This is a genomic window from Paenarthrobacter sp. AR 02 (assembly GCF_021538675.1).
Taxonomy (GTDB): domain Bacteria; phylum Actinomycetota; class Actinomycetes; order Actinomycetales; family Micrococcaceae; genus Arthrobacter.
On the sequence record NZ_JAJUKH010000001.1, the window covers coordinates 843,278 to 866,110 of the forward strand.

Below are 22,833 nucleotides of genomic sequence, written 5' to 3' on the forward strand. Positions count from 1 at the left end.
TGACGCGACACCCTTCGCAGTGCCAGAATCACCCCTGAATGCTTATCGCCCTGCCCCGGGCAAGTACCTGGCAGGCCCCAATGACGTGGAGAGAAACGTGGATCCCAACACCCGCAAGAAGATCATTCTTGACTGCGACCCTGGCCATGACGACGCTGTGGCAATGCTGCTGGCTCATGGCAACCCGGACATCGAACTGCTCGCAGTAACAACGGTGGTGGGCAACCAGACCCTCGAGAAGGTCACCCGCAACGCCCTTTCAGTGGCCACCATCGCGGGCATCACCGGCGTTCCCTTCGCTGCCGGCTGCGACCGTCCCTTGGTCCGCACCATCGAAACCGCCCCCAGCATCCACGGCGATTCCGGCATGGATGGTCCGGAGCAGCCCGAGTCCACCATCGAGCTGGACCCGCGCCACGCCGTCGACCTCATCATTGAAACGGTCATGGCACATGAGCCGGGCACGGTCACCCTGGTTCCCACAGCGGGCCTGACAAACATCGCCATGGCAGCCCGCAAGGAACCGCGCATCGTTGAACGCGTCAAGGAAGTCGTCCTCATGGGCGGCGGCTACCACGTGGGCAACTGGAGCGCCGTGGCGGAGTTCAACATCATCATCGACCCCGAGGCCGCACACATCGTGTTCAACGAAAAGTGGCCCGTAGTGATGGTGGGCCTGGACCTCACGCACCAGGCTCTGGCAACGGACGAGGTGGTGGAGCGCATCGCAAAGATCGGCACCAAGCCCGCCAAGTTCGTCATGGAGCTGATGGACTTCTTCCAGAAGACCTACAAGGATGCCCAGGGCTTCGACTTCCCGCCCGTCCACGACCCCTGCGCCGTGGCCTACGTGATCGATCCCTCCGTCATGACCACCCGCAAGGTCCCCGTGGACATCGAACTCCAAGGCAAGCTCACGCTCGGCATGACTGTAGCCGATTTCCGCGCCCCGGCGCCGGAGGACTGCCACACCTCGGTGGCCGTGGACCTGGACCACAAGAAGTTCTGGGATCTTGTCACCGACGCGATCGTCAGGATTGGCGAGCCAACGCTCGACGGCGGCGCTGACGCCACCACTGTTGACGCTACGGCCCAGGCCGTTCTGGCAGGAGAGGCAAAGTAATGTCCACCCTCGCCGAGACCAAGTCCACCCGCGGCAACGTCACCGCGCTCATGGTGGCCCTGCTGGCCGCCTGCGTTGCCTTCCAACTCAACGCCTCCATGCTCAGCCCCGCCCTGGTCACCATGGGCAACGAGCTCCAGACCGACCAAGCAACCATCGGGCTTTCCCAGACCTGGTTCTTCACCGCCGCAGCACTGTTCTCGCTCTTCCTCCCCCGGCTCAGCGACATCGTGGGACGCAAGAAGATCCTGGTGGGCATGATGCTCCTCATGGCTGTGGGCTCCGTCATCGCCGCCCTGGCCCCCGATGTCACGTGGCTGTTCGTGGGCCGCATCATCCAAGGTGTCAGCGGTCCCACGGTTCCGCTGTGCCTGATCATGCTCCGCTCTGCGGTCAGCAACCCGCGCAAATACGGCACCCTCATGGGCCTCATCACGGCGGTCAACGGCGGCGTGGCCGGTGTTGACTCCTTTGTTGGTGGCTACTTCGCTGAGAACTTCGGCTTCCGGAGCATCTTCTGGCTCATGGTGGCGCTGGCCGTCGTGGCGACCGCCCTGGTCGCAGTCCTGGCCGCTGAAAGCAAGCCTGCTGCGGGCACCACCATGGACTGGCTGGGCGTCTTCTTCATCGTGATCGCCGTGGGCGCACTGCTGACGGCCCTGAACGAAGGCTCCAAACTGGCCACGGATTTCGACTCCGGCACCCTGACCCTCGCGATCGTCCTCACGGTGATTGCCGCCGTCGCGTTCTACGCGTTCTGGACCGTTGAGAAACGCGCCAAGCAGCCCATGGTGGAAACCGTGCACCTGCGCCAGCGTTCCACCTGGGCTCCGCTGCTGACCACCACGCTGACCATGACCGGCATCTTCGCGGTCATCAACGGCATCGTTCCCGCCTACGTTCAGGCAGCAGAGCCCGGTTTCGGCGTTGGCCCCACCGAGATGTCCTTGATGATCCTTACGCCGTACGCCCTCCTGGGGTGGGTCTTCGGTCCCGTCAGTGGCCGCCTGGCCCCTGTGCTGGGATACACCAAGGTCCTGCGCATCGGCATGATCGGCAGCATCGTAGCCCTGGCCATCATCGCGTTCTTCGGCCTCAGCAGCCTGCCCATGATGATCGTCGGAACCGCCTTGCTGGGCATCATGTACGCCGGTACGGTCAACATCATGCTCAATGGCCTTGGCGTTGTGCTCTCTCCCAAGGGAAACCCCGGATTCCTTCCCGGCATGAACGCGGGCGCCTTCAACCTCGGCGCCGGGTTGAGCTTCCTTGTACTCCCCGCCGTCCTGGTGGCTACAGCCTCGTTGGGCGATGCCAAGGCGTCCTACCTGACTGTCGTTGTGGTGGGACTCGCCATTACCCTTGCGGCCTTCGCAGCGTCCCTGCTGATCCCCAAGCCGGTTGAAGCCGAGGTCTCGGCAGAGGATGAGGTCACCGCATGAGCACCTCAGCCAACGCACCCAAGGCGGGAATCGTCGTCGTCGGCTCCCTCAATGCGGACCTGACCATCTACACGGACCGGCTCCCCAATCCCGGCGAGACCGTTCACGGTAACGGATTCGCAGTCAATCCCGGCGGCAAAAGCGCCAACCAAGCGGTGGCTGCGAGCAAGCTCGGCGGCGACGTCAGCCTGATCGGCGCGGTAGGTGAGGACTCCAACGGCACCATGCTCCTGGATTCAACGGCCAGCGCCGGGGTGGACGTGTCCCGCGTCCGTCGGTCCGGGACAGCCACCGGCGTGGCCGTGATTTCGGTGGACAGCAGCGGCGAAAACAGCATCATCATCTCGGCTGGCGCCAACGGCACCCTGGCCCCTGCCGACGTCGAACCCGCTGCTTTCAGCAACGCCGCCGTCGTCTGCCTCTGCCTGGAGGTCGGCACGGACACCGTTGTCGCGGCGGCCCAAGCAGGGCACGACGCCGGCGCAACGGTTCTTCTGAACCTCTCGCCTTACGCTGAGGTGCCGGAGGAATTGGTGCGGTTGAGCGACGTCCTGCTGGTGAACGCCCACGAGGCCGCGCTGTTCTTGGGCAACGAGGCAGGCATCCCTTCCGCCAACGCGGACGCGGGCGCCTGGGAACCCGTCCGGACCCGGTTTGCGGACCGCGGGATGCAGCGCGTTCTGGTGACGCTCGGCGCCCAAGGGTCTGTGGTGCTGGACTCGTTGGCTCGCGGCGAGGATCGGATCACCCGGGTTGAGCCCACCCGCGTCACGGCCGTGGATACTACCGGTGCCGGCGACGCCTTTACAGGTGCTGTCGCTGCGCGCCTGGCAGCTGGAGATTCCCTGGCTCATGCCGCGGCGTTCGCTTCAGTGGCAGCCGCGCTTGCTGCCACGAAGAAGGGCACGCAGGCCGCGTACCCGAGTGCCGCGGAGGTTGAGGAACTGCGACAGCAGGCAGGCCTGGGCTGAGTGACCTGACCAGCGGGCCGCCGACCGGCGGCCGATGGCCGGTGGCCCGCTGGTGACGATTTCGGACCGCAATAGTAGGGTGCGGGGTACGCCGGCCGTGCAGACTTGAAACCGAAGGGGGGACCGTGATTCAAGCACTGAACCAACTGGTCGATTACATCGAGGGCCACCTCTCCGAGGAGATCGACATTGATGTTGTGGCGGTCAGCCTGGGCATGACGGAGTACCATCTCCGGCGGATGTTCTCGGCATTGGCCGGTCTGCCGCTCTCCGAGTACGTCCGACGACGCCGCATGACCGTGGCTGCAACGGATGTTCTGGGAGAAGACGGTCTGCTGGCGATCTCGGTGCGCTACGGTTACGGCTCGACCGAAGCCTTTAACCGGGCCTTCCGATCAGTACACGGCGTGGGCCCCGGCCATATACGCCGGAACGGCGGTCCCCTTCATACGCAACCGCAGCTCAGGTTCCACCTGACCGTTGAAGGGAACACCACCATGAAAACCCGCATCGTGGACCGGCCGGCATTCCGGCTGGCAGGCCATTCTGTTCGTGTGCCGCTTATCCACCACGGCCCCAACCCCCACATTCAGGCGCACATCGCCTCACTGCCAGTGGAAGAACACGCCCGGCTTAAGGACTTGAGCGGCACTGACCCTAAGGGCCTGCTCCAGGTGAGCGCCGACGTCGACCCCGACTACAAAGAGGGCAGCGACTTGACCTACCTTCACGGCGTCGTGGTCACCGAAACCGCAACGGTGCCCGAAGAACTTGACGTGATCAAGGTACCTGCAGGGACTTGGGCAGTGTTCCACGCTGAAGGGGCTTATCCGGAGGTCCTGCAATCCACCTGGGCCGCCACGGCCACCGATTGGTTCCCATCCAATCCCTGGCGGCTGCGCCCCGGGCCCTCGATGGTGGCAATACTGGATCGCACCGCCGACTTCAGCGAAGCCACCTGCGAACTTTGGCTTCCGATCGAACGTTCCTAGTGCACACCGGGCCTTTGGCAGAATAAGACCATGGCAAGCGGATCAGGAGTGAACACCGTCCGACCAGCCGATCTCAGCGGAGCCGATGCCGGGGCGGTGAGTCGGCTGGTCGAGGCGTATCTCATGCAGACCGAGCGCGAGAAGGCCGAGCACTTGGGCGGCATCTTCGATGACGCGGCGCTCCCCGGACGCTACCGCGAAGAAGTCGACGCCCCTGAGCTGGCCTACCGGAGCGCGGCTGTTTACCTCGCTGAACTCGACGATCTGCCGGTCGGAATCGTGGTTGTGCAGCAGAGTGCAGAGGCGCGCGAGATCAAGCGGTTTTGGGTTGAACCCAGCGCACGGGGACACCGCGTGGGCTCTGCCTTGATGGATGCCGCCATGAAACAGAGGGATCTTCCTATCCGCCTGACGGTCTGGGACTGGCGGGACGATGCAATACGCATGTACGCGAAACGTGGTTTCGCTCCCGTTCCATCTTGGGAAGACCGGCCACGCCTTCTGTGCATGGAGGCCGTCCTTTAGCGGCCTGCGGCTTCCGGCCAAAGCTGCGTCGGATTCAACCGCCGGCCCGCTTCCCGACTCTCGTTTCACGTTCCTTTGCTATAGGCTCTCCAAGTCATCGGGAACTTGGGGGAACCATGAATAAACGAACCAAATCTGCCATCGCAGCCTTGGCTATTGCGCCAATAATTGGACTCGGATTTGCGTGGGCTGTCGCTTCCTCACCCTCGCGGGCCGTGACCGCAGGGGCGAGCGAGAAAAGTCACCCGGAGTGCTACAACGCCACCAAGCTCAACGATCCTAATGACTTCTGCTACCAGACAATAGGTCCTTGGAACAGCACCGGGTCCTCAGACGAGGAAATCCGTTCGCTCATGTCCCTTGAACGCATGGTTGAGTTCGGTTTGAAAGTCGAAGAGATCCAGCGGTACTACCCCGACTACAGTCCGTCTTCCAAGTAGGACCGACGGCGCCGCGCTCCGCCGGGCACCAGCTCAACCTCCGGCTACGCCGCTTAGGCGGACCGGCGGGCAGCGCGTTGGCTTGAGCGTTCCGCTGCCTTGCGGCTGAGTGCGCCGTGACCGGCCATGAGCCGGGGAACCACAACGTATACCGCAGCGGGAACCACCAGAGCCGTCAGCATCAAGGCGCGAAGCACGGGGTGCAAGGGTTCCATGATGGGGCCCAGCAGCAGCATGCCGATGGAAACCAGCGGGAAAATTGCCAGCCAGGTGATCAGGGCCCGCATGTGGACCGAGGGGGCTTTCGGGGGCACTGGCGTTGCTGGCTCGACGCGGGTAGGCGTGGCCTGTTCTGTAGTGGCTTCGATGGTCATGAGGTTTCTCCAACCAGATAGTTGCAATTGACTGGAATCACCATAACCCCGGCCATCAGGAAATTACAACCACTTAGTTGGAAAATGCTAAGATGACTGCATGGCCTGGGACACGGAGCGAACCAAGGGGCTGCTGCTCAGTGCAGCAACCACAGAATTTTGCACGCGCGGACTGGCTGGCGCCCGCATCGACCGGATCGCTGCCGAAGCCGGCGTCAACAAGGAACGGATTTACCAGTATTTCGGCAACAAGAACGCATTGTTCGACGCCGTGATTGTCACCGCCCTGACCAACCTCATGGACGAAGTCCCCATCGAGGGCTCCGGCCCTGAAGCCATGGCTGATTACGCCGGGAGGCTTTTCGATCACCACCAGGTGGATGCCACTGCCCCGCGACTGCTGTTCTGGGAGGGATTGGAACGCGGAACCGACGTTGTGGGCCTACCCAAACGGATGGCCAACTGCGCATCCAAGGTCAACAGCACCATTGCAGCGCTCCCCGGCATCTCGCGGGAGGACGCGGGTGATCTCCTCATCACCATCGTCAGCCTGTGCGATTCCGCTCCCGTGCTGCCGGCTCTCGACGGGCTGATGGCCGGCGATAACCCGGGCCGCACCGAAAGGCGACGCGCCGCCGTCGTACGTACCGTCCACTTGATGGCCGCCGCGCTGGCCGCCGAAGCGGCGGCATCCGAAGCGGCAACAACCGAAGCGGCAACAGCCTGACTCCAGCGACCTTGTGACAGGTTTGACACGAAAAGTGACTCGCTTGTGAAGTAGCCCCTAGCCAAGAGGGGGTGCCATCAATCATGCTTGCCTCATGTACTCAACGTCGAGCCCATACCGCATCATTACGGTCTGCACAGGGAACATCTGCCGCTCACCCATGGCAGCCCTCATGCTCACCGAAGCCTTCGCAGCGGAAGGGCTCAGCGACGTCGTTGTGGTGGACTCCGCCGGCACCACCGGGTACGAGGTTGGACACCCCATAGACCCCCGGGCCGCGCGTGTCCTGACCGCCAAGCACATACCCTCGGAGAACCACGTTGCCCGCCAGTGGCGCAGTGAATGGTTCACTGAGCGGGACCTGATCCTCGCCTTGGATGTTGACCACTTCGGGTGGCTACAGGAGGGCGCTCCGGACGCCGGCGCACTGGAAAGAGTCCGGATGCTGCGCAGTTTCGACCCCGCCACGGCGGGTCGCAGCTCCCTCGATCTGGGCATCGAAGACCCCTGGTATGGGGGCCACACGGACTTCGACACCACGTGGACCCTCATCAAGGACGCCATTCCCGGGATCGTCCAACACGTCAAAACAGCCATCGGCCCCCAGGTCGAGGCCAAATCCGGCGATCACCAGCAGGTAACCTCTATGTCATGACCCCTGCACCCGTGATCATTGCTGTTGACGGCAGGTCCGGTGCAGGAAAGACCACTTTGGCCGTCGAATTGGCGGCCCGGTTGCGCCAGCACCACAAAGTTTCACTGTTCCACCTGGAAGACGTCTATCCGGGCTGGAACGGCCTCATGCCCGGCATCGAACGGTACGTTGCCACGGTCCTCCCGCCGCTGAATGCCGGCCTCGCTGCCGAATGGACAAGTTGGGATTGGGAACGCCATTACGACGGCGGCCTGAAAGTTACCCTGCCCGCCGAGATCGTGATCGTGGAAGGCGTGGGCGCCGCTGCGGAAGCCGCCCGGCCGATGCTGGACGCTGTGGTCTGGGTCGAGTCCCCCGGTGACGACCGCCGTCGTCGGGCATTGACGCGTGACGGAAGTACCTACGAACCGTACTGGGACACCTGGGCGGCGCAGGAAGACGCCTGGCTGGAGTCGGACCCGGTGGCCAGCGCCGCGGACGTCCGCGTCCTCAACCGTGCCGATGGCAGCGCCCCCGACGACGTCCTGCAGGCCCTCATGTACCTGCCGTCCATGGCGGCAATCCTCGCCCCGGAGCTCAGTGCCCGCAGGGGACTTCAGCTCCGGTCCGAGCGCGTGGACACCACGCCTGACGCAGCCCGGCTTTTTGAGGCGCTCTACGGCCAGTCCGCCAACGCTGTCTGGCTGGACTCCTCCAACGCGTCGGCCGTTGCCGGGACGTCCCAGGCCGCGGCACGCAGCCGCTTCAGCATTTTGGCTGACGACGGCGGCACTTACGGCCAGCTGGCGATGCACCGATCCGGCGTCACGCAAGTTACTGCCGGCTGCGCCACCGTGGCCACATCCGGGACGTTTTTCCGGTGGCTCGACTCCGTGTGGGGCCGCCGGGCAGTCCGGGCACCCCACGGTTACGACGGCCAGTTCACGCTCGGCTGGCTCGGATACCTTGGGTATGAGCTCAAACGCGAAACCGGCGGGAGCGACGTCCAGTCCGAAACCCCCGACGCAGCGCTGCTCTTCGCCGGCCGCGCCATCGTCCTTGATCACCGCGAACAAACCGCATGGCTGCTGGCCCTGGATGCGCCCGACGCCGACGCCTGGTTCCGCACGGCACGCACCGCCGTCGTGGCCGCCGCCGTCCGGGCTGCCACCGCCGTCGACGCTCCTTCGGGGACGGTCCCTGAATTCGTCAGCCGCGACTCCGCTGCAGACTACAAGCGAAAAATCGCGGCCTCCCAACACGAAATTTCTGAAGGCAACTCGTACGAGGTCTGCCTCACGACCACCCTTGAAGCACCCGCCGGCAGCCTGGATCCTTGGGTTGCGTACCTCAACCTTCGACGCCGTAACCCGGCACCGTTTGCCAGTTACCTGCGGTTCGGCGAACTGGTGGTCGCGAGTACGTCACCCGAACGGTTCCTCCGGATCCTGTCCGACGGCAGTATGCGCGCCGAGCCGATCAAGGGCACGCGTGGGCGCAGTTCCGATCCGGCTGAGGACGCAGCCTTGCGGCACGACCTGGTGACCTCGCTGAAGGACCGCGCGGAGAACATCATGATCGTGGACCTGCTACGCAACGACCTTAGCCATTTCGCGATCCCGGGTTCGGTCACTGTGAGCCGGCTGTGCGCGATCGAAAGCTACGCCACGGTCCACCAAATGGTGAGCACAGTGGATGCGCACCTCAATCCGGGGGCTCCCCGGGCCGAAGCGGTAGCCGCCGCATTTCCTGCGGGCTCAATGACCGGCGCTCCCAAAATCAGCACCATGGACATCCTCGACCAGCTTGAGTCTGGGCCCCGGGGGATCTACTCGGGAGCTATCGGCTACTTCTCGCTCAACGCTGCCACGGACCTCGCCGTGGTCATTCGAACCCTGGTGGTAAACCCTTCCGGAACGAACGGGCGGACCCTGAGCCTGGGCGTGGGCGGGGCCATCACGGCGGATTCAGTGGCCGATGACGAGTACGAGGAAATCCGGACCAAGGCGTACGGCGTGCTGTCCACGCTTGGTGCAGGCTTCCCGGGCTGAGGAACTACTGGAGCGTCGCCGTCAATCTGGCCACGTTATCCACATACTTGGCCAGCGGGGGCCTATCAACCCAGTCTTCGAACATAAGCTCACGGGACACCTCGCGATACGTGGACTCCACGGCACGCATAAGGTTCACGGTTTTGGTGCCCAACAGCATCACCGAAACCTCCATGTTCAGGGAGAAGGAGCGCATATCCATGTTGCTGGAACCAAGAACTGCCACCTCATCGTCAATGGTGAAGTGCTTGGCGTGGAGGACGTACGGTGCCCGGTACAGGTAGATCCGCACGCCGGCATCCAGGAGGGCCTCGTAGTAGGAGCGTTGGGCGTGGTGGACCAGGAACTGGTCGCCTTTCTCGGAGACGAACAGCTCCACGTCCACGCCGCGCTGCGCCGCAGTGGTGATGGCGTAGAGCAACGAGTCATCCGGAACGAAATACGGGCTGCAGATGGAGATTCTGTGCTGCGCGGAGTAGATCAGGGTGTTGAACAGGCGGAGGTTGTTCTCGGTCGCAAAACCCGGACCACTCGGAACCACCTGAGCCGTAACGTTGCCCGGAGACGGCTGGGAAGGCAGCCGGAGCTGGTCCTCCAGGGATTCGTCCGTCTCGCTGAGCCAGTCCGTCGCGAACACGACGTTGAGGGTCGCCACGATCGGGCCTTCAAGCCGGGACATGAGTTCAACCCACTTGCGGCCCACCTTGCGGTGCTTGGGGTTGTTGTATGAAGGCTCAATCAGGTTCTGCGAGCCTGTGAAGGCAACGGTTCCGTCAATCACCAGGATCTTGCGGTGGTTCCGGAGATCAGGGCGCCGCCACTGGCCATGGATGGGAAGCAAAGGAAGCATCCGCCGCCACTGGATCTTTCCAGCCTTGAGCCTGCGGATCAGCCGCCGGTAGCCCTTCACCCTGAGCGTCCCGATGTGGTCGAAAAGCAGCCTGACTTCAACCCCACGTTCAGCCGCTTTTTCCAACTCCGTCAGCAGCTCGTCCGTGACGGAGTCGCTGCTCATGATGTAGAACTCTGCGTTGACGTACCTGGTGGCACCCCTGACTGCCTCGGCCATGGCCTTGATGGACTCTTCGTAGCCAGGAATGAGCTCTACTTTGTTGCCGTCAACCATGGGCAAGGATCCCAGCCGATGGTTGAGTTCTCCTGCCGATTTCACCCATTCGGGGCCCGAGTAATCGCTCACGGGGTCGGACAGATCGGAGGTTACGGCGCGGACCCTGCGGTTGACTTCTTCCTGCTGCTCACGCCTGCGCTTTGACAGCTTGAAGTTTCCGAAAAGAAGGAACAGGACGAAGCCGACCGATGGGATGAGGAACACAGCCAGAAGCCACGCCATGGCCGTGGTGGGACGACGGTTGCCGGGAATGATGCCAAGCAGCACGATGCGCATGGCAATTTCCACAATGGCCCAAACACCCAGTAACCAGGTCCACTCCTGGCCCAAAGGAAAAGGAAAGAGCACCGACCAACCCCCACGTTCCGTGAACAACAGTGACCACAGCCTATCCGGCAAAGTCATATCCAATGGCCCGGCACTAAGCTGGGACCATGACTTCACCTGCCCCCACGGTCCTGGTTTTCCTGGATCCCGCGTTCGAAAACGGCCGACTTGCCGATTCCAGCCAACCTCAGCTCATGGCAACGGATCTGGGCGCCACACGTGGCGATGGAGTGTTCGAATCGCTGCTGGCGGTCCAGGGACACCCCCGCAAGGTCCAGGCGCACCTGAACCGTTTGGGCGGTTCCGCGGATGCGCTCGATCTCACACTTCCGGAGCAGGACGCCTGGCGCAGGGCCATAGATACCGCCATAACCGAGTTCCGCCGCGTCCACCCGGCCCCGACGCCGGAGGAGGACGAGGTAGTCGTCAAGCTGATCGTGACCCGCGGCGTCGAAGGCGCGGCCAGTCCCACCTGCTGGGTACAGGCCTCGCCGTCCCCCGCGGGCGGCCGCCGGCAGCGCGAGACGGGCATCGACGTCGTCCTTTTGGACCGCGGCTTCGACACCGAAGCCGGAGAGCGTGCACCCTGGCTGCTGCTGGGCGCCAAGACGCTCTCCTATGCGGTCAACCTGGCGGCCCTTCGCTACGCGCACAAGCAGGGCGCTGACGACGCCATCTTCACCTCCACAGACGGCCGCGTCCTGGAAGGCCCGACGTCCACCGTGCTGCTGGCTCACCTTGAGGAAATTGACGACGGCGAGGGTTCGGTCAGGACTGTTCGCCGGCTCATCACACCCCAACACGACAGCGGCATTCTGCCCGGAACCTCCCAAGGCGCCCTGTTTGCTGCAGCGAAGGCAGCAGGTTGGGAGCTTGGCTACGGGCCGCTCGTCCCACAGGACCTGTTCGACGCCGACGCTGTCTGGCTTATCTCGAGCATCCGTTTGATCGCTCCCGTGAACCACATCAACGGCAAGGAAATCGGCACGCCCGCTGTACGGAAGCAGCTCACAGCCGAGTTGAACGAGCTGTTCGCCGGAATCGAGTAGGCCGGCCCCGCGGAGCCCACGGCTAGGGGGCTCCGCTTGGAACCTAGCAGGTCACAAGCAGAGTAATCGCTCGCGTGACTTATAGATAAGAAATGCTTGGCCTCAGCCACAACGTTCCTGCGGGTCCAATCGCGATTCTTATCCTCCTTGAAATGCTCATCCGTCATGTGATGAATCTTGTTCTCGTGTTAGTTGGATCACGTCCGGCTGGCACAACCCGAAACTTTGCTGGCTAACTTCCCGGAGGGAATATGGGACTCAGCTCCCCCACAGAGGCCGAAGCATCGGCAACCAAGGCGCAGCCCCAGACTGACGCCCCGTCAACAGGTCTTCGCCGGTCCATGGAGGCCCGGCACCTGGTGATGATCGCCATGGGCGGCGTCATCGGCTCTGGCCTGTTCGTCAGTTCCGGTTACACGATCGCCACCGCGGGCCCACTCGGCGCGGTCCTGGCGTTCCTTATCGGCGCTGTCGTCGTTTATCTGGTGATGGCCTGCCTCGGGGAACTCGCCGTAGCGTTCCCCGTTTCCGGCGCTTTCCACATCTACGCGGCCCGGACCATCGGCCCTGCAACGGGCTTCGCCACCGCTTGGCTTTACTGGCTTTGCTGGGCCGTGGCCCTGGGCTCTGAATTCACGGCGGCCGGCCTCCTCATGCAACGGTGGTTCCCCGGTGTCGACGTATGGATCTGGTGCTTCGTCTTCGCAACAGTCCTTTTCACACTGAATGCCATCTCATCGCGGGTCTTCGGCGAATCCGAGTTTTGGTTCGCGCTGATCAAGGTCGCCGCCGTCGTCGGCCTCATCATCCTGGGCGGTGCCGCGCTGGCTGGCTTCCACCCGCTCGCCACCGGCGACTACCCCTCATTTGGCTCGAACTTCACCACTCCGGATGGTCTCTTCCCCAACGGCTTCACGGGAGTCTTCGTAACCTGCTTGGCCGTGTTCTACGCCTTCTCCGGCTCCGAACTGATCGGCGTCGCAGCAGGGGAAACGGCCAACCCCGGTGCCACCATCCCCAAGGCCATGCGTACCACGGTCATCCGGCTCATGATCTTCTTCGTCGGCGCAATCGTGGTCATCGCGGCCACCATCCCCTACGAGCAGGTCAGCGTGGATGAGAGCCCGTTCGTCACCGTCTTCTCCATGCTCGGGATCCCCTTCGCCGCGGACATCATGAACTTCGTGATCATCACGGCGCTGCTCTCGGCCGGTAACTGCGGGCTCTTCTCTTGTGCCCGCATGCTGTTCTCGCTGGCAGACGAAGGCCACGCACCCAAGGCCTTTAAGAAGCTGACCAAACGCGGCATCCCCATGATCGCCCTGTGTGTCAGCATGCTTGGCGGCCTGGCTTCGCTGATCAGCAGCGTTGTGGCGCCTTCCACTGTCTACCTCGTGCTGGTGTCCGTCGCCGGCTTCGCGACGGTGGGTGTCTGGATGTCGATCGTCGCTTCACACTTCATCTACCGCCGGACCTTCGTGAAGAACGGAGGGGACCTCTCAACGCTCCCCTACAAGGCCCCGCTGTTCCCCTTGGTCCCGATCCTGGCCTTCGCCTTATGCCTGGTGTCGCTGATCGGCATAGCCTTTGATCCCAACCAGGTCGCCGCGCTGTTGTTCGGTGTTCCGTTTGTTGGAGCCTGCTACGCGTTCTTCTACTTCAAGTACGGACGACGGCGGTCGCTCAAGAAGGTTGCCGGCGCTTAGGCCCTGAGCCTCCCGACCCCGCGTGACGAAGGACCAGCCCCTGGACAACCTGAACGGTTTCCCAGGGGCTGGTCCCGTCTGACGCTCACTCACACCCCACCCCCATCACCCCAACCCTCACTCACACCCCACCGCCTTCACCCGAACGCTCACTCACTTCGTGGGCCCGCGTGCGTTGCGTTAGGCTCCAACCATGCCCGAACAGGAAACAAAACCACGTCTTGCCGGCTATCTGGATAAGCAGCAGCCCGACCTCTACGCCACGCTGAGCCACTATTCCCAACAGCTCGTCGATGAAGCTGATCGGCTGGGCGTTCCGCGCCGGACCCTGGAGCTCATTAACTACCTTTCCTCGCAGATCAACGGCTGCGCATTCTGCCTCGATCTTCACCATCGCCGGGCTCTGAAGTACGGCGAAACAGAACAGCGGCTTTCTTTGGTGGCCGTTTACCAGGAAGTCCAGTTGTTCGAAGCAGCTGAAGTGGTAGCCATGGAGATCGCAGAACAGATCACGCGTATGAGCAGCTCGAGGCCCAGTCCTGAACTCTTCGAACAGGCGCGCCAGCACTATAGCGACGAAGAGATCAGCGTCCTCTGCATGGCAGCAATCGGGATTAACGCCTTCAATCGACTGTCGATTCTGAGCGAGCATCCCGTCCGCGCGACGAAGAAGTAACAAACCAGAAAGTGAGCGAGCGCCCGGCCCAAACGGGCGGAACGTGAGAGAGCGTCCGGCCCAAACGGCCGGAACGTGAGAGAGCGTCACCCCCAAACAGCCGGAACGTGAGAGAGCGTCCGGCGCAAGCGGGCGGAACGTGAGAGAGCGTCTACTGGCGGGGGTTGCGGGCGTCGGGAACGTCGGCGGCGAGGCGGATGCCGTGCTCAGCCAGCCACACCGGGTTGAAAGCCTTGCTCAGGTAGTTGGTGCCGGCGTCGGGAGCTATGGCTACCACCACCGAACCGTGCGGCGCGGCGCGGGCCACCCGGAGGGCTGCAGCCACAGCAAGCCCGGACGACGGCCCCAGGGCGAGCCCCTCTTCGTCCAGGAGACGGTGCACCGTGGTGTAGACCTCGTCGTTGGGTATCCGGAGGAAACGGTCCACGATCCCACGGTTGAATGCCTTGGGCCACTCGGGTTCGGGCCACGAGTTGCCCACGCCATCCACCAGGATCTCGCCGGGGTGGCCGCCACTGTACGCGGATCCGTAGGGGTCTGCACCCACGACCTCCAGGTGGCCGCCCGGGCGTGAAGCTGCCACCTGCTCCTTCAGGAACCGCCCGTTGCCGCTGATGGTCCCTCCGGTCCCGATGCTTGCCACGAAATGTGTGATCAGGCCACCCGTCTGTTCCCAGATTTCAGGACCCGTGTTCTCATAATGCGCGGCGGGATTGGCAGGGTTGTCGAACTGCATCGGCCGCCAGGCGCCGGGCGTCTCTGCGGTGATGCGGGCTGCCACGGCACGGGCATTCTCCGGCGATTCGGAGGGGGCATTCCAGTCGGTGAGGATCACACGCGCGCCGTAGTTGTGCAGTGCGGCGAGCTTCTCCTGCGAGATGGTGTCACCGGTGATGACAATAACAGGGTGGCCGGTGAGGTGGCCGATCAGGGCCAGCCCGATCCCGGTGTTTCCCGAGGTGCTCTCCACGATAGTGGCACCCGGTTTCAACTCCCCGGAGCGTTCAGCGGCACGGACCATGCTCAACGCCGTGCGGTCCTTAATGGAGCCGCCGGGATTCTCGGATTCGAGTTTGACGTGGACGGCGCTGCCCAACCCACGGCTCAGGGCCTCTAGTTTCACCAGCGGGGTGTTTCCCACCTTCTCCAGGACTGAAGCATCCAGCACGTCCGGTGTTGGACCGGCTGAATGCGCGCCGTGTTTGCGGATATCGGTGTTCACCATGGTTCCCCTCCTTCGGGCCCGATGACGTGGTGCACGAGATCGCGCAATTCCGCCCGCGCCCGCTCCACCAGGTCCGGCGCGGACGGACGGTCCGCCAGCACATCGGCCAAGCGACCGACGACGGCGCCCGTCCCCTTACCGAGCGGCTGCACAGCTCCTGCCTCGAGCAGCAGGTAGGACGCAGTGAGGGCCTCAATCGTCAACAACTTCTCCAAGGCCTCCACCGACTTTTCGAGTTGTTGCAACGCGAGCGGGGCCAGGGTGGAGTGGTCTTCGACGTCGGCGGACAGGGTCGGTGCTCCAAGGGTCGCCGGTGCGGCGAGGAATTTGAGTTCAGCGAGGAGCCCCGCTGCGGAGTACCAGAGCAATCCCGGCAGTTCTTCCTGTGCAAGGCCAGACCCGTTGGCGGCCGCCGCCAGGTGCTTTGCGCGGATGGCCCGTTGCGGCGGGTACAACTTGGCGATGCGCCGCTCGCTGGAGATGCCCACATGGGCCAAAGCGAGCCGCAACACTTCAAAGGACAGCGCCAACTGGGTAGGCTGGAAATTCCCGCCAGACACCACCTGCCCGGACCCGACATCCACCAACGGGTTATCACCGCGACCGTTGAGTTCCACTTCCAGCGCCTCACCCAGATCCGACACCAAGGACCGGAATGCCCCGTGTGTCTGCGGTGCGGCCCGGAAGGAGAGGGCGTCCTGAACCGAAACCTCAGCCCGGACATCCTCCAGCCAGCCGCCGCTCAAGAGTCGACGAACAGCAGCGGCCGAGTCCCGCTGCCCGTTCACTGCCTTGGCTGCCTGGATCGCCGGCGAAAACGGGCTGAGGTTCCCGCCGCCGTCGTACCTTGCGATGGTCTCAAGGGACAAGGAAAGCGCGACGTCGGCAAGTTCGGCCAGGTGCCGCAGTCGCCTAAGGACCAGGGCACCGACGCCCACGGAGTAGGAGTTTGCGCTCACCAGCGACAGGGCCTCACCGGCTGCGAGAGTGAGGGGCTGCAGCCCGGCGTCAGCGAGCGCTTTGGAACCCGGGACCAAGGTGCCGTGGACGTCGAACGCTTCACCTTCGCCAAGGGCCACGGCCGCGACAGCGGCGAGCTGGGTGAGGTCCGATGAGCCCACTGAGCCTTCGAAAGGGATGGCGGGGTGGACGCCGCGGTTCAGGAGTTCGGCATAGAAACGGGCCGTCTCGGGACGCACTCCTGAGCCACCACGACTGAATCCCACAAGGCGGGCAAGAAGGACGGCCCGGGCGGCGGCGCGGTCCAGATATGGGCCCACGCCGCTGTTGTGATACCGGACAACCTGAACCTGATAGCTGAGGATCGACTTGTCCTCCACAACGGTGTCACGACCGGATCCCAGCAGGGTATTGAGCCCGTAGACCCGCTGGCCGGACGCCGCAGCCTGCTCCAGGATTTCCCGGGATCGGCCGATCAAAGTCAACGCATCATGGTTGAGTTTCACGTGAAACGAGTCGTCGCTGGCTGCCAGGGCCAAGCGTTCAGCGCGTATCGGGGCCGTTCCTATCACCAGGGTCCCTGCATCATCGGACGTCATCAGAAGTCCAGGAGGTTCTGCCGGAATCCGCCGTTGCCGTAACTCTTCCTCAACAGCCCCCGCCGGCGCAGCTCAGGGGTGAGTTTGTCCAGCACTCCATGCACCGTCACGGGATCAACGAAGCCGGAGAAAAGGAACCCGTCGCCGCCCACCGCGGAGACGGTCTCTTCGAGGTAGTCGGCAATTTCGCCCACCGTACCGATGATCGAGTCCCCTGCCCCACCGCTACGGGCCTGCAGGATCTGGCGAAGCGTGGAACCTGGCGGCGCTGCTTTGGCGAAGTGCTCCAAGGTTCCTTGGTTGCTGTTGGTAGTCAGCTCGGGCAACGGGGCATCGAGGTCGAACTGCTTGAAGTCGATCACGGAGAGGTAGGAGATGGAGTTGAGCTGGCTGTCGATGTCGCGTTGGGTGAGCTCACGCCGCTGGGCACGCAGTTCCTCGGCTTCGGCAGCGGAACCGACCACCGTGGGCTTGAGGACAAACAAGACCTTCACGTCATCAGGGTTCCTGCCGGCCTTCGCTGCCTCGGCGCGGATCGAGTCCCGGTACGCTTTCATCCCGTCCACACCACGTGCCAGGGCGATCGCCACATCGGCATGTCCGCCGGCGAACGCCTTGCCGCGTGGTGAAGCCCCCGCCTGAACCAACACGGGCTCCTCCGGCAGGGGCGCCGTGTTCAGCGGGCCCCGGACCTTGAAGAAGTCGCCTTCATGGTTGATCGGGTGAACTTTGGTGTGGTCGGCGAATACCCCGGCGGAAACGTCCTCCAGCACGGCGCCTGGTTCCCAACTCCGCCAAAGCCGCCTCACGACGTAGACGAATTCCTCCGCCTTCTCGTACCGCAGGTCATGTTCAATCTGCTGGTCCAGTCCGTAGTTTTGTGCCGCGAGGTCGCTGCCGGACGTCACCACGTTCCAGCCAAGCTGACCCTCTGAGAAGTGCTGCAAGGTGGCCAGCAGCCGGGCGGCGGTGAAGGGCGGATAGAAGGAAGCGCTGACCGTGGGCACAATCCCCAGGTGCTCGGTGGCGGAGAGCAGGTAGGGAACCAACGCGAGGGGGTCGTGCTTGGGTGCGAAGGATGCATGCGCCAGGGACACCTCGGCCGTACCGCCATATGTATCTGGAACGGTAAGCGAGTCCTCGATGATGAACAGGTCGAGCCCGGACCGCTCGAAGGCGCGCACGGCCTCTTGGTACAGGGCCGGCTTCTTCCAGTCATAGCCCAGCCCGTAGCCGGGCGTCCCCCAACCCTGAACTCCGAATCCGTGGCCCACGAACCATCCAAAATGCAGCATGGGCTTGAGTGTAGGACTGCTCTGTTCGTTCACCGCGACCTGGTTTCTTGCGAAGTTACAGGGGGACGTACTGCGTCAATTATGCTCCCGGGACGTCATAAATGGGCCCTGCCACAGCACCCTCCGGTTACGCAACATGACGGCGGGCAAACCTCCGCCACATGCAGCCCGGGCGCCCTGAATGCTACGTTTTTCTTGAGTAATGAGTACCAGCGCGAAGCCCTGACTTGCTGGTCGGCAACCCTCTCTCCGGCGGGGTGCCTCAGGTGACTACTCGGCGTATCGGACAAATTCGAACTGCAAGCGTGACTGAGGAGCACCAGCAATGCCTGAACCCACTGAAGAAAAACTCTCCTACCGCCTGATCACAGGCCCGGACACCCGCGATTTCTGCGAGCGGATCAGCTCCGCACTCGCCGAGGGCTATGTGCTCCATGGCAGCCCGGCAGCCACCTTTAATGGCACGGACGTCATCGTCGCCCAGGCAATCGTGCTTCCCGCAGCGATCGCCCACGCAGACGCCGCCGTGGCCGACGCCGTCGACCAGCTTGAAAATGACGACGACGAAGCATTCGAGGGCCACGCATGAGCTACGCAGGTGACCTGACCCCGCAGGACGCGTGGGCCAAACTTGAGGCGGGTGCCATCCTGGTGGATGTCCGTACCGAGGGCGAATGGGCCCACATCGGTATCCCGGACACCAAAGCCACGGAAAACGATCCCCTGTTCATCCAGTGGAACCTCGCCGGCGGCATCCCCAACTCCCGCTTCATTGAGGACCTGCGGCAGCAAGCGCCCGAAGACGACGGCGTGGAGCTCGTCTTCCTGTGCCGCTCCGGCCAGCGTTCAATCGCAGCAGCCATCGCCGCAACCCAGGCAGGCTTCACCGCGTACAACGTCCTTGAGGGCTTTGAAGGCGAACCTGACCGCTATGGCGAGCGTACTGTAAATGGCTGGAAAAACCGTGGCCTACCAACGAACCTGGGGACCGACTAAGTGACTTTCAATCCCGACGCCGCTGGCTGGAATCCTGATACCCAGGCCGTCCGTGGCGGTCTTGACCGCACCAACTTCCAGGAAACGTCCGAGGCCGTCTTCCTGAACTCCGGTTTCGTCTACGAATCGGCTGCCGCTGCCGAACGTGCCTTCACCGGTGAGGACGAGCGATTCGTCTACTCCCGTTACGGCAACCCCTCCGTGGCCACCTTCCAGGAACGGCTCCGCCTGCTGGAAGGCACCGAGGCTTGCTTTGCGACGGCGTCCGGCATGTCTGCGGTATTCACCGCCTTGGGTGCCCTGCTGGCTGCCGGTGACCGCGTAGTCGCCGCCCGCTCCCTGTTCGGGTCCTGCTTCGTGATCCTCAACGAAATTCTTCCGCGCTGGGGCGTGGAGACAGTATTCGTTGATGGACCCGACCTGGACCAGTGGCGTGAAGCCCTGTCCAAGCCCACCACGGCCGTGTTTTTCGAATCTCCGTCCAACCCCATGCAGGAGATCGTCGACATCGCCGCCGTCAGCGAGCTGGCGCATGCCGCCGGCGCGACCGTCGTCGTCGACAATGTCTTTGCCACTCCACTGCTGCAGCGGTGTGGTGAGCTGGGCGCCGACGTGATCGTGTATTCCGGCACCAAGCACATCGACGGCCAGGGCCGCGTTCTTGGCGGCGCCATCCTGGGCACCAAGGAATTCATCGACGGCCCGGTCAAGCAGCTCATGCGGCACACCGGACCTTCGCTGTCCGCGTTCAACGCCTGGGTGCTGACCAAGGGGTTGGAGACCATGGGGCTGCGCGTGAATCACAGCTCTGCGTCCGCTTTAAAGATCGCGGAATGGCTCGAGCAGCAGCCCGCCATCAGCTGGGTCAAGTACCCGCTGTTGAAGTCGCACCCGCAATACGAGCTCGCGGCGAAGCAGATGAAGGCCGGCGGTACGGTCCTGACATTCGAGCTTTCGCCGTCGGTTGGACGTTCCGCGAAGGAGGCCGCCTTCGCTTTGCTGGACGGCCTCGGAGTCATCGACATCTCCAACAACCTTGGCGACTCCAAATCCCTCATCACCCACCCGGCCACGACGACCCACCGGGCCATGGGTCCGGAGGGCCGCGCAGCAATTGGGCTAAGCGATGGCGTGGTTCGCCTGTCCGTGGGCCTGGAGGACGTCGACGACCTCATCCTGGATCTGGAGAAGGCCCTCAAACAGGTCTGAACCTGCGTGGCTTAGTCCTGGAAGTACTCGATTTTCGCGCCGATGGTGTTCAGTCGCTCTGCCAGGTCCTCGTATCCACGCTCGATCACGTAGATGTTGCGCAGCTCGGACGTTCCCCGGGCCGCCAGCATCGCCAGGAGCAGGCAGGCTGCCGGACGCAGGGCCGGCGGGCAGCCGATTTCCGCGGCACGCCACTTGGTGGGTCCGTTGACGTAGATCCGGTGTGGGTCCAGCAGCTGCACCTGGGCACCGAGCTTGTTGAGCTCAGTCAGGTAGATCGCACGGTTCTCGTAGACCCAGTCGTGGATCATGGTCTGGCCCTCGGCGTTGCCTGCGATCACGGCGAAGAACGGCAGGTTGTCGATGTTCAGGCCGGGGAAGGGCATCGGGTGGATCTTGTCCTGGGGAGCCTGGAGTTCGGAGGGCTTGGTGGTCACATCCACCAGGCGGGTGCGGCCGTTGCGGGCCATGTACTCGCCGGAGACCTCCAGGTTTTGGCCCATCTGCTCCAGCGTGGCGAGCTCGATCTCCATGAACTCGATGGGCACCCGGCGGATGGTGACCTCCGAGTTGGTGACGATGCCCGCGGTGATGAGGCTCATGGCCTCGATGGGGTCCTCTGAAGGGAAGTATTCAATATCGACGTCAATGGCGGACCGGCCCGTGATCTTGAGGGTAGTGGTTCCTACGCCGTCGATCTCCACGCCAAGCCCCTGCAGGTAGAAGCAGAGGTCCTGGACCATATAGTTGGGGCTGGCGTTGCGGATGACCGTTGTACCTTCGCGGTGGGCGGCGGCCATGATGGCGTTCTCGGTAACAGTGTCGCCGCGTTCGGTCAGGACGAAGGACCGGTTATCGCCGTCGGCGGGTGGTGCGGTCACCGAGTAGAACCCGGAGCGGGCCTCCACAGCGAGTCCAAACTGACGCAAGGCCTGCATGTGCGGCTCAACAGTGCGGGTTCCGAGGTCGCAACCCCCGGCGTAGGGCAGCAGGTACTCGCTGGTCTCGTCCAGGAGCGGACCCAAAAGCATGATGACGCTGCGGGTACGGCGGGCGGCGTCGACGTCCATCGATTCGAGGTCCAGGACCTCGGGCCTGCGGATCCGGAGATCACTGCCGTTGAGCCACGTGCACTCGACACCGATGGAGGTCAGGACCTCTACGATCCTGTTGACTTCCTCGATGCGGGCCAAGCGGCGCAGCGTGGTGGTGCCACGATTGATGAGGCTTGCACAAAGAAGCGCCACGCCGGCGTTCTTGCTGCTGTTGACGTCCACCTCGCCGGAGAGCGTCCGGCCACCTTCTACCCGCAGGTGGGTCATCTGGGGCTTGCCGACTTTGACGATCGATCGCCCAAAAATCGCTTCAAGGCGTTCGATCATTCTGAGGCTCAGGTTCTGTTTGCCCTGTTCCATGCGGGCGATTGCGCTTTGGCTGGTTCCCAGCTCGGTAGCCAACTGCCCCTGCGTCCAGCCCTTTTCGCTCCGAGCGTTGCGGAGCAGGAGGCCTATATGTTCTGGCGTAGCTTGCGTCATAACCAAGAAATATCACAAATGAGCTAGAAGTGGCCAGCAGAACTCCGCTCGAGCGGTTAATGTCACACCGTACCCGTACCGTGAGATATGAAGCTCGACGTCGGTAGTCGCCTATGCGGGTGAGGCGCCTCCCTTTCCACAGGGGAAGTTGTCCCCGTTGTGCTCAACAGCCCGATGGCGAAACATTGCACCAAAGTTCAAGGGGGAAACATGGCTTTCTACGGCGCCGACGTCGACCAACTCAAAGCACTCTCAAAGTCTTTGGCGCACGGCGCCTCCATGCTGACGGCGCGGGCACGCGAGCTGGACTCTCAGGTGCTTCCACGGAAGCCACCGTCGGTGGCGGGTCCGGTGGAAGCGGAACCATTCAGTTGGCCGCCACGAACACCAACCCCGGCCGCCCCAGCCCGCAGGAAATCCTCGAGGAATACCAGGTCAGCGATGCGGAGACAACTAACTGGCCGGGCGATTGGGACCCTTTGAAGTTCGTGGTGGACCAGAGGGTTGTCACCGAGAAGGAGGCCGAAATGCTGAATGGTCTTGGACCTTTCGAACTGAACGCTTTCAAGGGCATCCACGATGACGCCTTCAATGTCGCTGATGAACGCTTCCCCAGCGCAGACCAAAACGACGACCAGATCGACGCCTTCCGCCATGCGTACTGGAACGCCCTGATGGTGAAGGAATTCGGCGCAGAGTGGGCTGAGGACTACGCCACGGCACACGAGCAACTCCCCGGTAACCCTGCCCCGCGCGAGGCCATGGATCTGTACAACAATGAAGACCCGGATTTCCACAACGAATCGCGGACCACCTCGTGAACCCACCACATCTTGACCCGGCCCGAC

22 protein-coding genes and 1 riboswitch are annotated in these 22,833 nt (G+C 63.3%); of the genes, 16 read left to right on the forward strand and 6 right to left on the reverse strand.

Features of this window, described 5'->3' with window-relative positions; translation table 11 throughout:
* The first annotated feature begins 97 nt into the window (after positions 1 to 97).
* The 6 genes from LRQ04_RS03945 (at position 98) to LRQ04_RS03970 (ending at position 5,493) form a co-directional block, all read left to right on the forward strand.
* The gene (locus tag LRQ04_RS03945) at positions 98 to 1,123 is read left to right on the forward strand and encodes a nucleoside hydrolase (RefSeq protein WP_235517823.1); all 1,026 of its coding nucleotides are present in this window, start codon (positions 98 to 100) and stop codon (positions 1,121 to 1,123) included.
* A complete protein-coding gene (locus LRQ04_RS03950) occupies positions 1,123 to 2,565 on the forward strand; it encodes an MFS transporter (RefSeq protein WP_235517824.1) in 1,443 nt (480 codons plus the stop codon). The genes LRQ04_RS03945 and LRQ04_RS03950 overlap by 1 nt, the downstream gene beginning before the upstream one ends.
* The gene (locus tag LRQ04_RS03955; protein WP_235517825.1) at positions 2,562 to 3,536 is read left to right on the forward strand and encodes a ribokinase; all 975 of its coding nucleotides are present in this window, start codon (positions 2,562 to 2,564) and stop codon (positions 3,534 to 3,536) included. Before LRQ04_RS03950 ends, LRQ04_RS03955 begins: the two co-directional genes overlap by 4 nt.
* Before the next feature lie 125 nt (positions 3,537 to 3,661).
* A complete protein-coding gene (locus LRQ04_RS03960; protein ID WP_235517826.1) occupies positions 3,662 to 4,528 on the forward strand; it encodes an AraC family transcriptional regulator in 867 nt (288 codons plus the stop codon).
* Between the two features lie 30 nt (positions 4,529 to 4,558).
* Positions 4,559 to 5,053 carry a GNAT family N-acetyltransferase gene (locus tag LRQ04_RS03965; RefSeq protein ID WP_235517827.1) on the forward strand — a complete coding sequence of 165 codons (495 nt, stop codon included), beginning with the start codon at positions 4,559 to 4,561 and terminating at the stop codon, positions 5,051 to 5,053.
* A gap of 116 nt (positions 5,054 to 5,169) precedes the next feature.
* On the forward strand, positions 5,170 to 5,493 hold the full coding sequence (locus tag LRQ04_RS03970; RefSeq protein WP_235517828.1) for a hypothetical protein: 324 nt from the start codon (positions 5,170 to 5,172) through the stop codon (positions 5,491 to 5,493).
* A gap of 53 nt (positions 5,494 to 5,546) precedes the next feature.
* Here the strand turns inward: LRQ04_RS03970 and LRQ04_RS03975 are convergent, their stop codons facing one another.
* Complete coding sequence (locus LRQ04_RS03975; RefSeq protein ID WP_235517829.1) at positions 5,547 to 5,867, reverse strand: hypothetical protein; 321 nt, start codon at positions 5,865 to 5,867, stop codon at positions 5,547 to 5,549.
* A gap of 100 nt (positions 5,868 to 5,967) precedes the next feature.
* Here LRQ04_RS03975 and LRQ04_RS03980 point away from each other — a divergent pair, with 100 nt between their 5' ends.
* The 3 genes from LRQ04_RS03980 to pabB all read left to right on the forward strand — a co-directional run bounded on the left by LRQ04_RS03980 (position 5,968) and on the right by pabB (position 9,279).
* On the forward strand, positions 5,968 to 6,594 hold the full coding sequence (locus LRQ04_RS03980) for a TetR/AcrR family transcriptional regulator (protein ID WP_235517830.1): 627 nt from the start codon (positions 5,968 to 5,970) through the stop codon (positions 6,592 to 6,594).
* Between the two features lie 94 nt (positions 6,595 to 6,688).
* Positions 6,689 to 7,249, forward strand: coding sequence for a low molecular weight protein-tyrosine-phosphatase (locus LRQ04_RS03985; protein WP_235517831.1), 561 nt, complete (start codon positions 6,689 to 6,691; stop codon positions 7,247 to 7,249).
* Positions 7,246 to 9,279 (forward strand): aminodeoxychorismate synthase component I, encoded by a 2,034-nt coding sequence (pabB, locus tag LRQ04_RS03990; protein WP_235517832.1) that lies wholly within the window; start codon positions 7,246 to 7,248, stop codon positions 9,277 to 9,279. Before LRQ04_RS03985 ends, pabB begins: the two co-directional genes overlap by 4 nt.
* A gap of 4 nt (positions 9,280 to 9,283) precedes the next feature.
* Here pabB and cls read toward each other — a convergent pair whose 3' ends face one another.
* Positions 9,284 to 10,813 (reverse strand): cardiolipin synthase, encoded by a 1,530-nt coding sequence (cls, locus tag LRQ04_RS03995; protein ID WP_235517833.1) that lies wholly within the window; start codon positions 10,811 to 10,813, stop codon positions 9,284 to 9,286.
* A gap of 29 nt (positions 10,814 to 10,842) precedes the next feature.
* Between cls and LRQ04_RS04000 the strand changes: the two genes are divergently transcribed.
* The 3 genes from LRQ04_RS04000 (at position 10,843) to LRQ04_RS04010 (ending at position 14,166) form a co-directional block, all read left to right on the forward strand.
* Positions 10,843 to 11,784: an aminodeoxychorismate lyase gene (locus tag LRQ04_RS04000; protein ID WP_235517834.1), complete on the forward strand. Its 942-nt coding sequence runs from the start codon at positions 10,843 to 10,845 to the stop codon at positions 11,782 to 11,784.
* 251 nt (positions 11,785 to 12,035) lie between these two features.
* Positions 12,036 to 13,490, forward strand: a complete 1,455-nt coding sequence (locus tag LRQ04_RS04005) for an amino acid permease (RefSeq protein ID WP_235517835.1) — start codon at positions 12,036 to 12,038, stop codon at positions 13,488 to 13,490.
* A 193-nt stretch (positions 13,491 to 13,683) separates the two neighbouring features.
* Positions 13,684 to 14,166: a carboxymuconolactone decarboxylase family protein gene (locus LRQ04_RS04010; RefSeq protein WP_235517836.1), complete on the forward strand. Its 483-nt coding sequence runs from the start codon at positions 13,684 to 13,686 to the stop codon at positions 14,164 to 14,166.
* Positions 14,167 to 14,317: 151 nt separating this feature from the next.
* On the opposite strand, the gene LRQ04_RS04015 is transcribed toward LRQ04_RS04010, so the two are convergent.
* From LRQ04_RS04015 to LRQ04_RS04025, 3 genes are read right to left on the reverse strand one after another with little or no spacing between them, the layout of a single operon-like run.
* Positions 14,318 to 15,391, reverse strand: a complete 1,074-nt coding sequence (locus tag LRQ04_RS04015; protein WP_235517837.1) for a PLP-dependent cysteine synthase family protein — start codon at positions 15,389 to 15,391, stop codon at positions 14,318 to 14,320.
* The gene (locus tag LRQ04_RS04020; protein ID WP_235517838.1) at positions 15,385 to 16,950 is read right to left on the reverse strand and encodes an aromatic amino acid ammonia-lyase; all 1,566 of its coding nucleotides are present in this window, start codon (positions 16,948 to 16,950) and stop codon (positions 15,385 to 15,387) included. The genes LRQ04_RS04015 and LRQ04_RS04020 overlap by 7 nt, the downstream gene beginning before the upstream one ends.
* The gene (locus LRQ04_RS04025) at positions 16,950 to 18,278 is read right to left on the reverse strand and encodes an NtaA/DmoA family FMN-dependent monooxygenase (protein WP_308194871.1); all 1,329 of its coding nucleotides are present in this window, start codon (positions 18,276 to 18,278) and stop codon (positions 16,950 to 16,952) included. The genes LRQ04_RS04020 and LRQ04_RS04025 overlap by 1 nt, the downstream gene beginning before the upstream one ends.
* Before the next feature lie 165 nt (positions 18,279 to 18,443).
* Positions 18,444 to 18,557: riboswitch (SAM riboswitch) on the forward strand.
* Between the two features lie 13 nt (positions 18,558 to 18,570).
* Here LRQ04_RS04025 and LRQ04_RS04030 point away from each other — a divergent pair.
* The 3 genes from LRQ04_RS04030 to LRQ04_RS04040 are packed head-to-tail and all read left to right on the forward strand — an operon-like array spanning position 18,571 to position 20,450.
* Entirely contained in the window at positions 18,571 to 18,834 is a 264-nt protein-coding gene (locus LRQ04_RS04030) for a DUF1737 domain-containing protein (protein ID WP_211713632.1), read from the forward strand.
* Entirely contained in the window at positions 18,831 to 19,241 is a 411-nt protein-coding gene (locus tag LRQ04_RS04035) for a rhodanese-like domain-containing protein (protein ID WP_235517840.1), read from the forward strand. Before LRQ04_RS04030 ends, LRQ04_RS04035 begins: the two co-directional genes overlap by 4 nt.
* Positions 19,242 to 20,450 carry an O-succinylhomoserine sulfhydrylase gene (locus LRQ04_RS04040; protein ID WP_235517841.1) on the forward strand — a complete coding sequence of 403 codons (1,209 nt, stop codon included), beginning with the start codon at positions 19,242 to 19,244 and terminating at the stop codon, positions 20,448 to 20,450.
* Between the two features lie 11 nt (positions 20,451 to 20,461).
* Here the strand turns inward: LRQ04_RS04040 and LRQ04_RS04045 are convergent, their stop codons facing one another.
* Positions 20,462 to 21,985, reverse strand: a complete 1,524-nt coding sequence (locus LRQ04_RS04045) for a UDP-N-acetylglucosamine 1-carboxyvinyltransferase (protein ID WP_235517842.1) — start codon at positions 21,983 to 21,985, stop codon at positions 20,462 to 20,464.
* A 371-nt stretch (positions 21,986 to 22,356) separates the two neighbouring features.
* On the opposite strand from LRQ04_RS04045, the gene LRQ04_RS04050 reads away from it, so the two are divergent.
* Positions 22,357 to 22,806 (forward strand): hypothetical protein, encoded by a 450-nt coding sequence (locus LRQ04_RS04050; RefSeq protein WP_235517843.1) that lies wholly within the window; start codon positions 22,357 to 22,359, stop codon positions 22,804 to 22,806.
* Positions 22,807 to 22,833: the final 27 nt, after the last annotated feature.

Bases quoted from the DNA above. Each gene is read 5' to 3' on its own strand.
- LRQ04_RS03950 (WP_235517824.1), top strand. From the start codon at position 1,123: ATGTCCACCCTCGCCGAGACCAAGTCCACCCGCGGCAACGTCACCGCG.
- LRQ04_RS03955 (WP_235517825.1), top strand. From the start codon at position 2,562: ATGAGCACCTCAGCCAACGCACCCAAGGCGGGAATCGTCGTCGTCGGC.
- LRQ04_RS03965 (WP_235517827.1), top strand. From the start codon at position 4,559: ATGGCAAGCGGATCAGGAGTGAACACCGTCCGACCAGCCGATCTCAGC.
- LRQ04_RS03970 (WP_235517828.1), top strand. From the start codon at position 5,170: ATGAATAAACGAACCAAATCTGCCATCGCAGCCTTGGCTATTGCGCCA.
- LRQ04_RS03975 (WP_235517829.1), bottom strand. From the start codon at position 5,867: ATGACCATCGAAGCCACTACAGAACAGGCCACGCCTACCCGCGTCGAG.
- LRQ04_RS03980 (WP_235517830.1), top strand. From the start codon at position 5,968: ATGGCCTGGGACACGGAGCGAACCAAGGGGCTGCTGCTCAGTGCAGCA.
- LRQ04_RS03985 (WP_235517831.1), top strand. From the start codon at position 6,689: ATGTACTCAACGTCGAGCCCATACCGCATCATTACGGTCTGCACAGGG.
- pabB (WP_235517832.1), top strand. From the start codon at position 7,246: ATGACCCCTGCACCCGTGATCATTGCTGTTGACGGCAGGTCCGGTGCA.
- cls (WP_235517833.1), bottom strand. From the start codon at position 10,813: ATGACTTTGCCGGATAGGCTGTGGTCACTGTTGTTCACGGAACGTGGG.
- LRQ04_RS04000 (WP_235517834.1), top strand. From the start codon at position 10,843: ATGACTTCACCTGCCCCCACGGTCCTGGTTTTCCTGGATCCCGCGTTC.
- LRQ04_RS04005 (WP_235517835.1), top strand. From the start codon at position 12,036: ATGGGACTCAGCTCCCCCACAGAGGCCGAAGCATCGGCAACCAAGGCG.
- LRQ04_RS04010 (WP_235517836.1), top strand. From the start codon at position 13,684: ATGCCCGAACAGGAAACAAAACCACGTCTTGCCGGCTATCTGGATAAG.
- LRQ04_RS04015 (WP_235517837.1), bottom strand. From the start codon at position 15,391: ATGGTGAACACCGATATCCGCAAACACGGCGCGCATTCAGCCGGTCCA.
- LRQ04_RS04020 (WP_235517838.1), bottom strand. From the start codon at position 16,950: ATGACGTCCGATGATGCAGGGACCCTGGTGATAGGAACGGCCCCGATA.
- LRQ04_RS04030 (WP_211713632.1), top strand. From the start codon at position 18,571: ATGCCTGAACCCACTGAAGAAAAACTCTCCTACCGCCTGATCACAGGC.
- LRQ04_RS04035 (WP_235517840.1), top strand. From the start codon at position 18,831: ATGAGCTACGCAGGTGACCTGACCCCGCAGGACGCGTGGGCCAAACTT.
- LRQ04_RS04045 (WP_235517842.1), bottom strand. From the start codon at position 21,985: ATGACGCAAGCTACGCCAGAACATATAGGCCTCCTGCTCCGCAACGCT.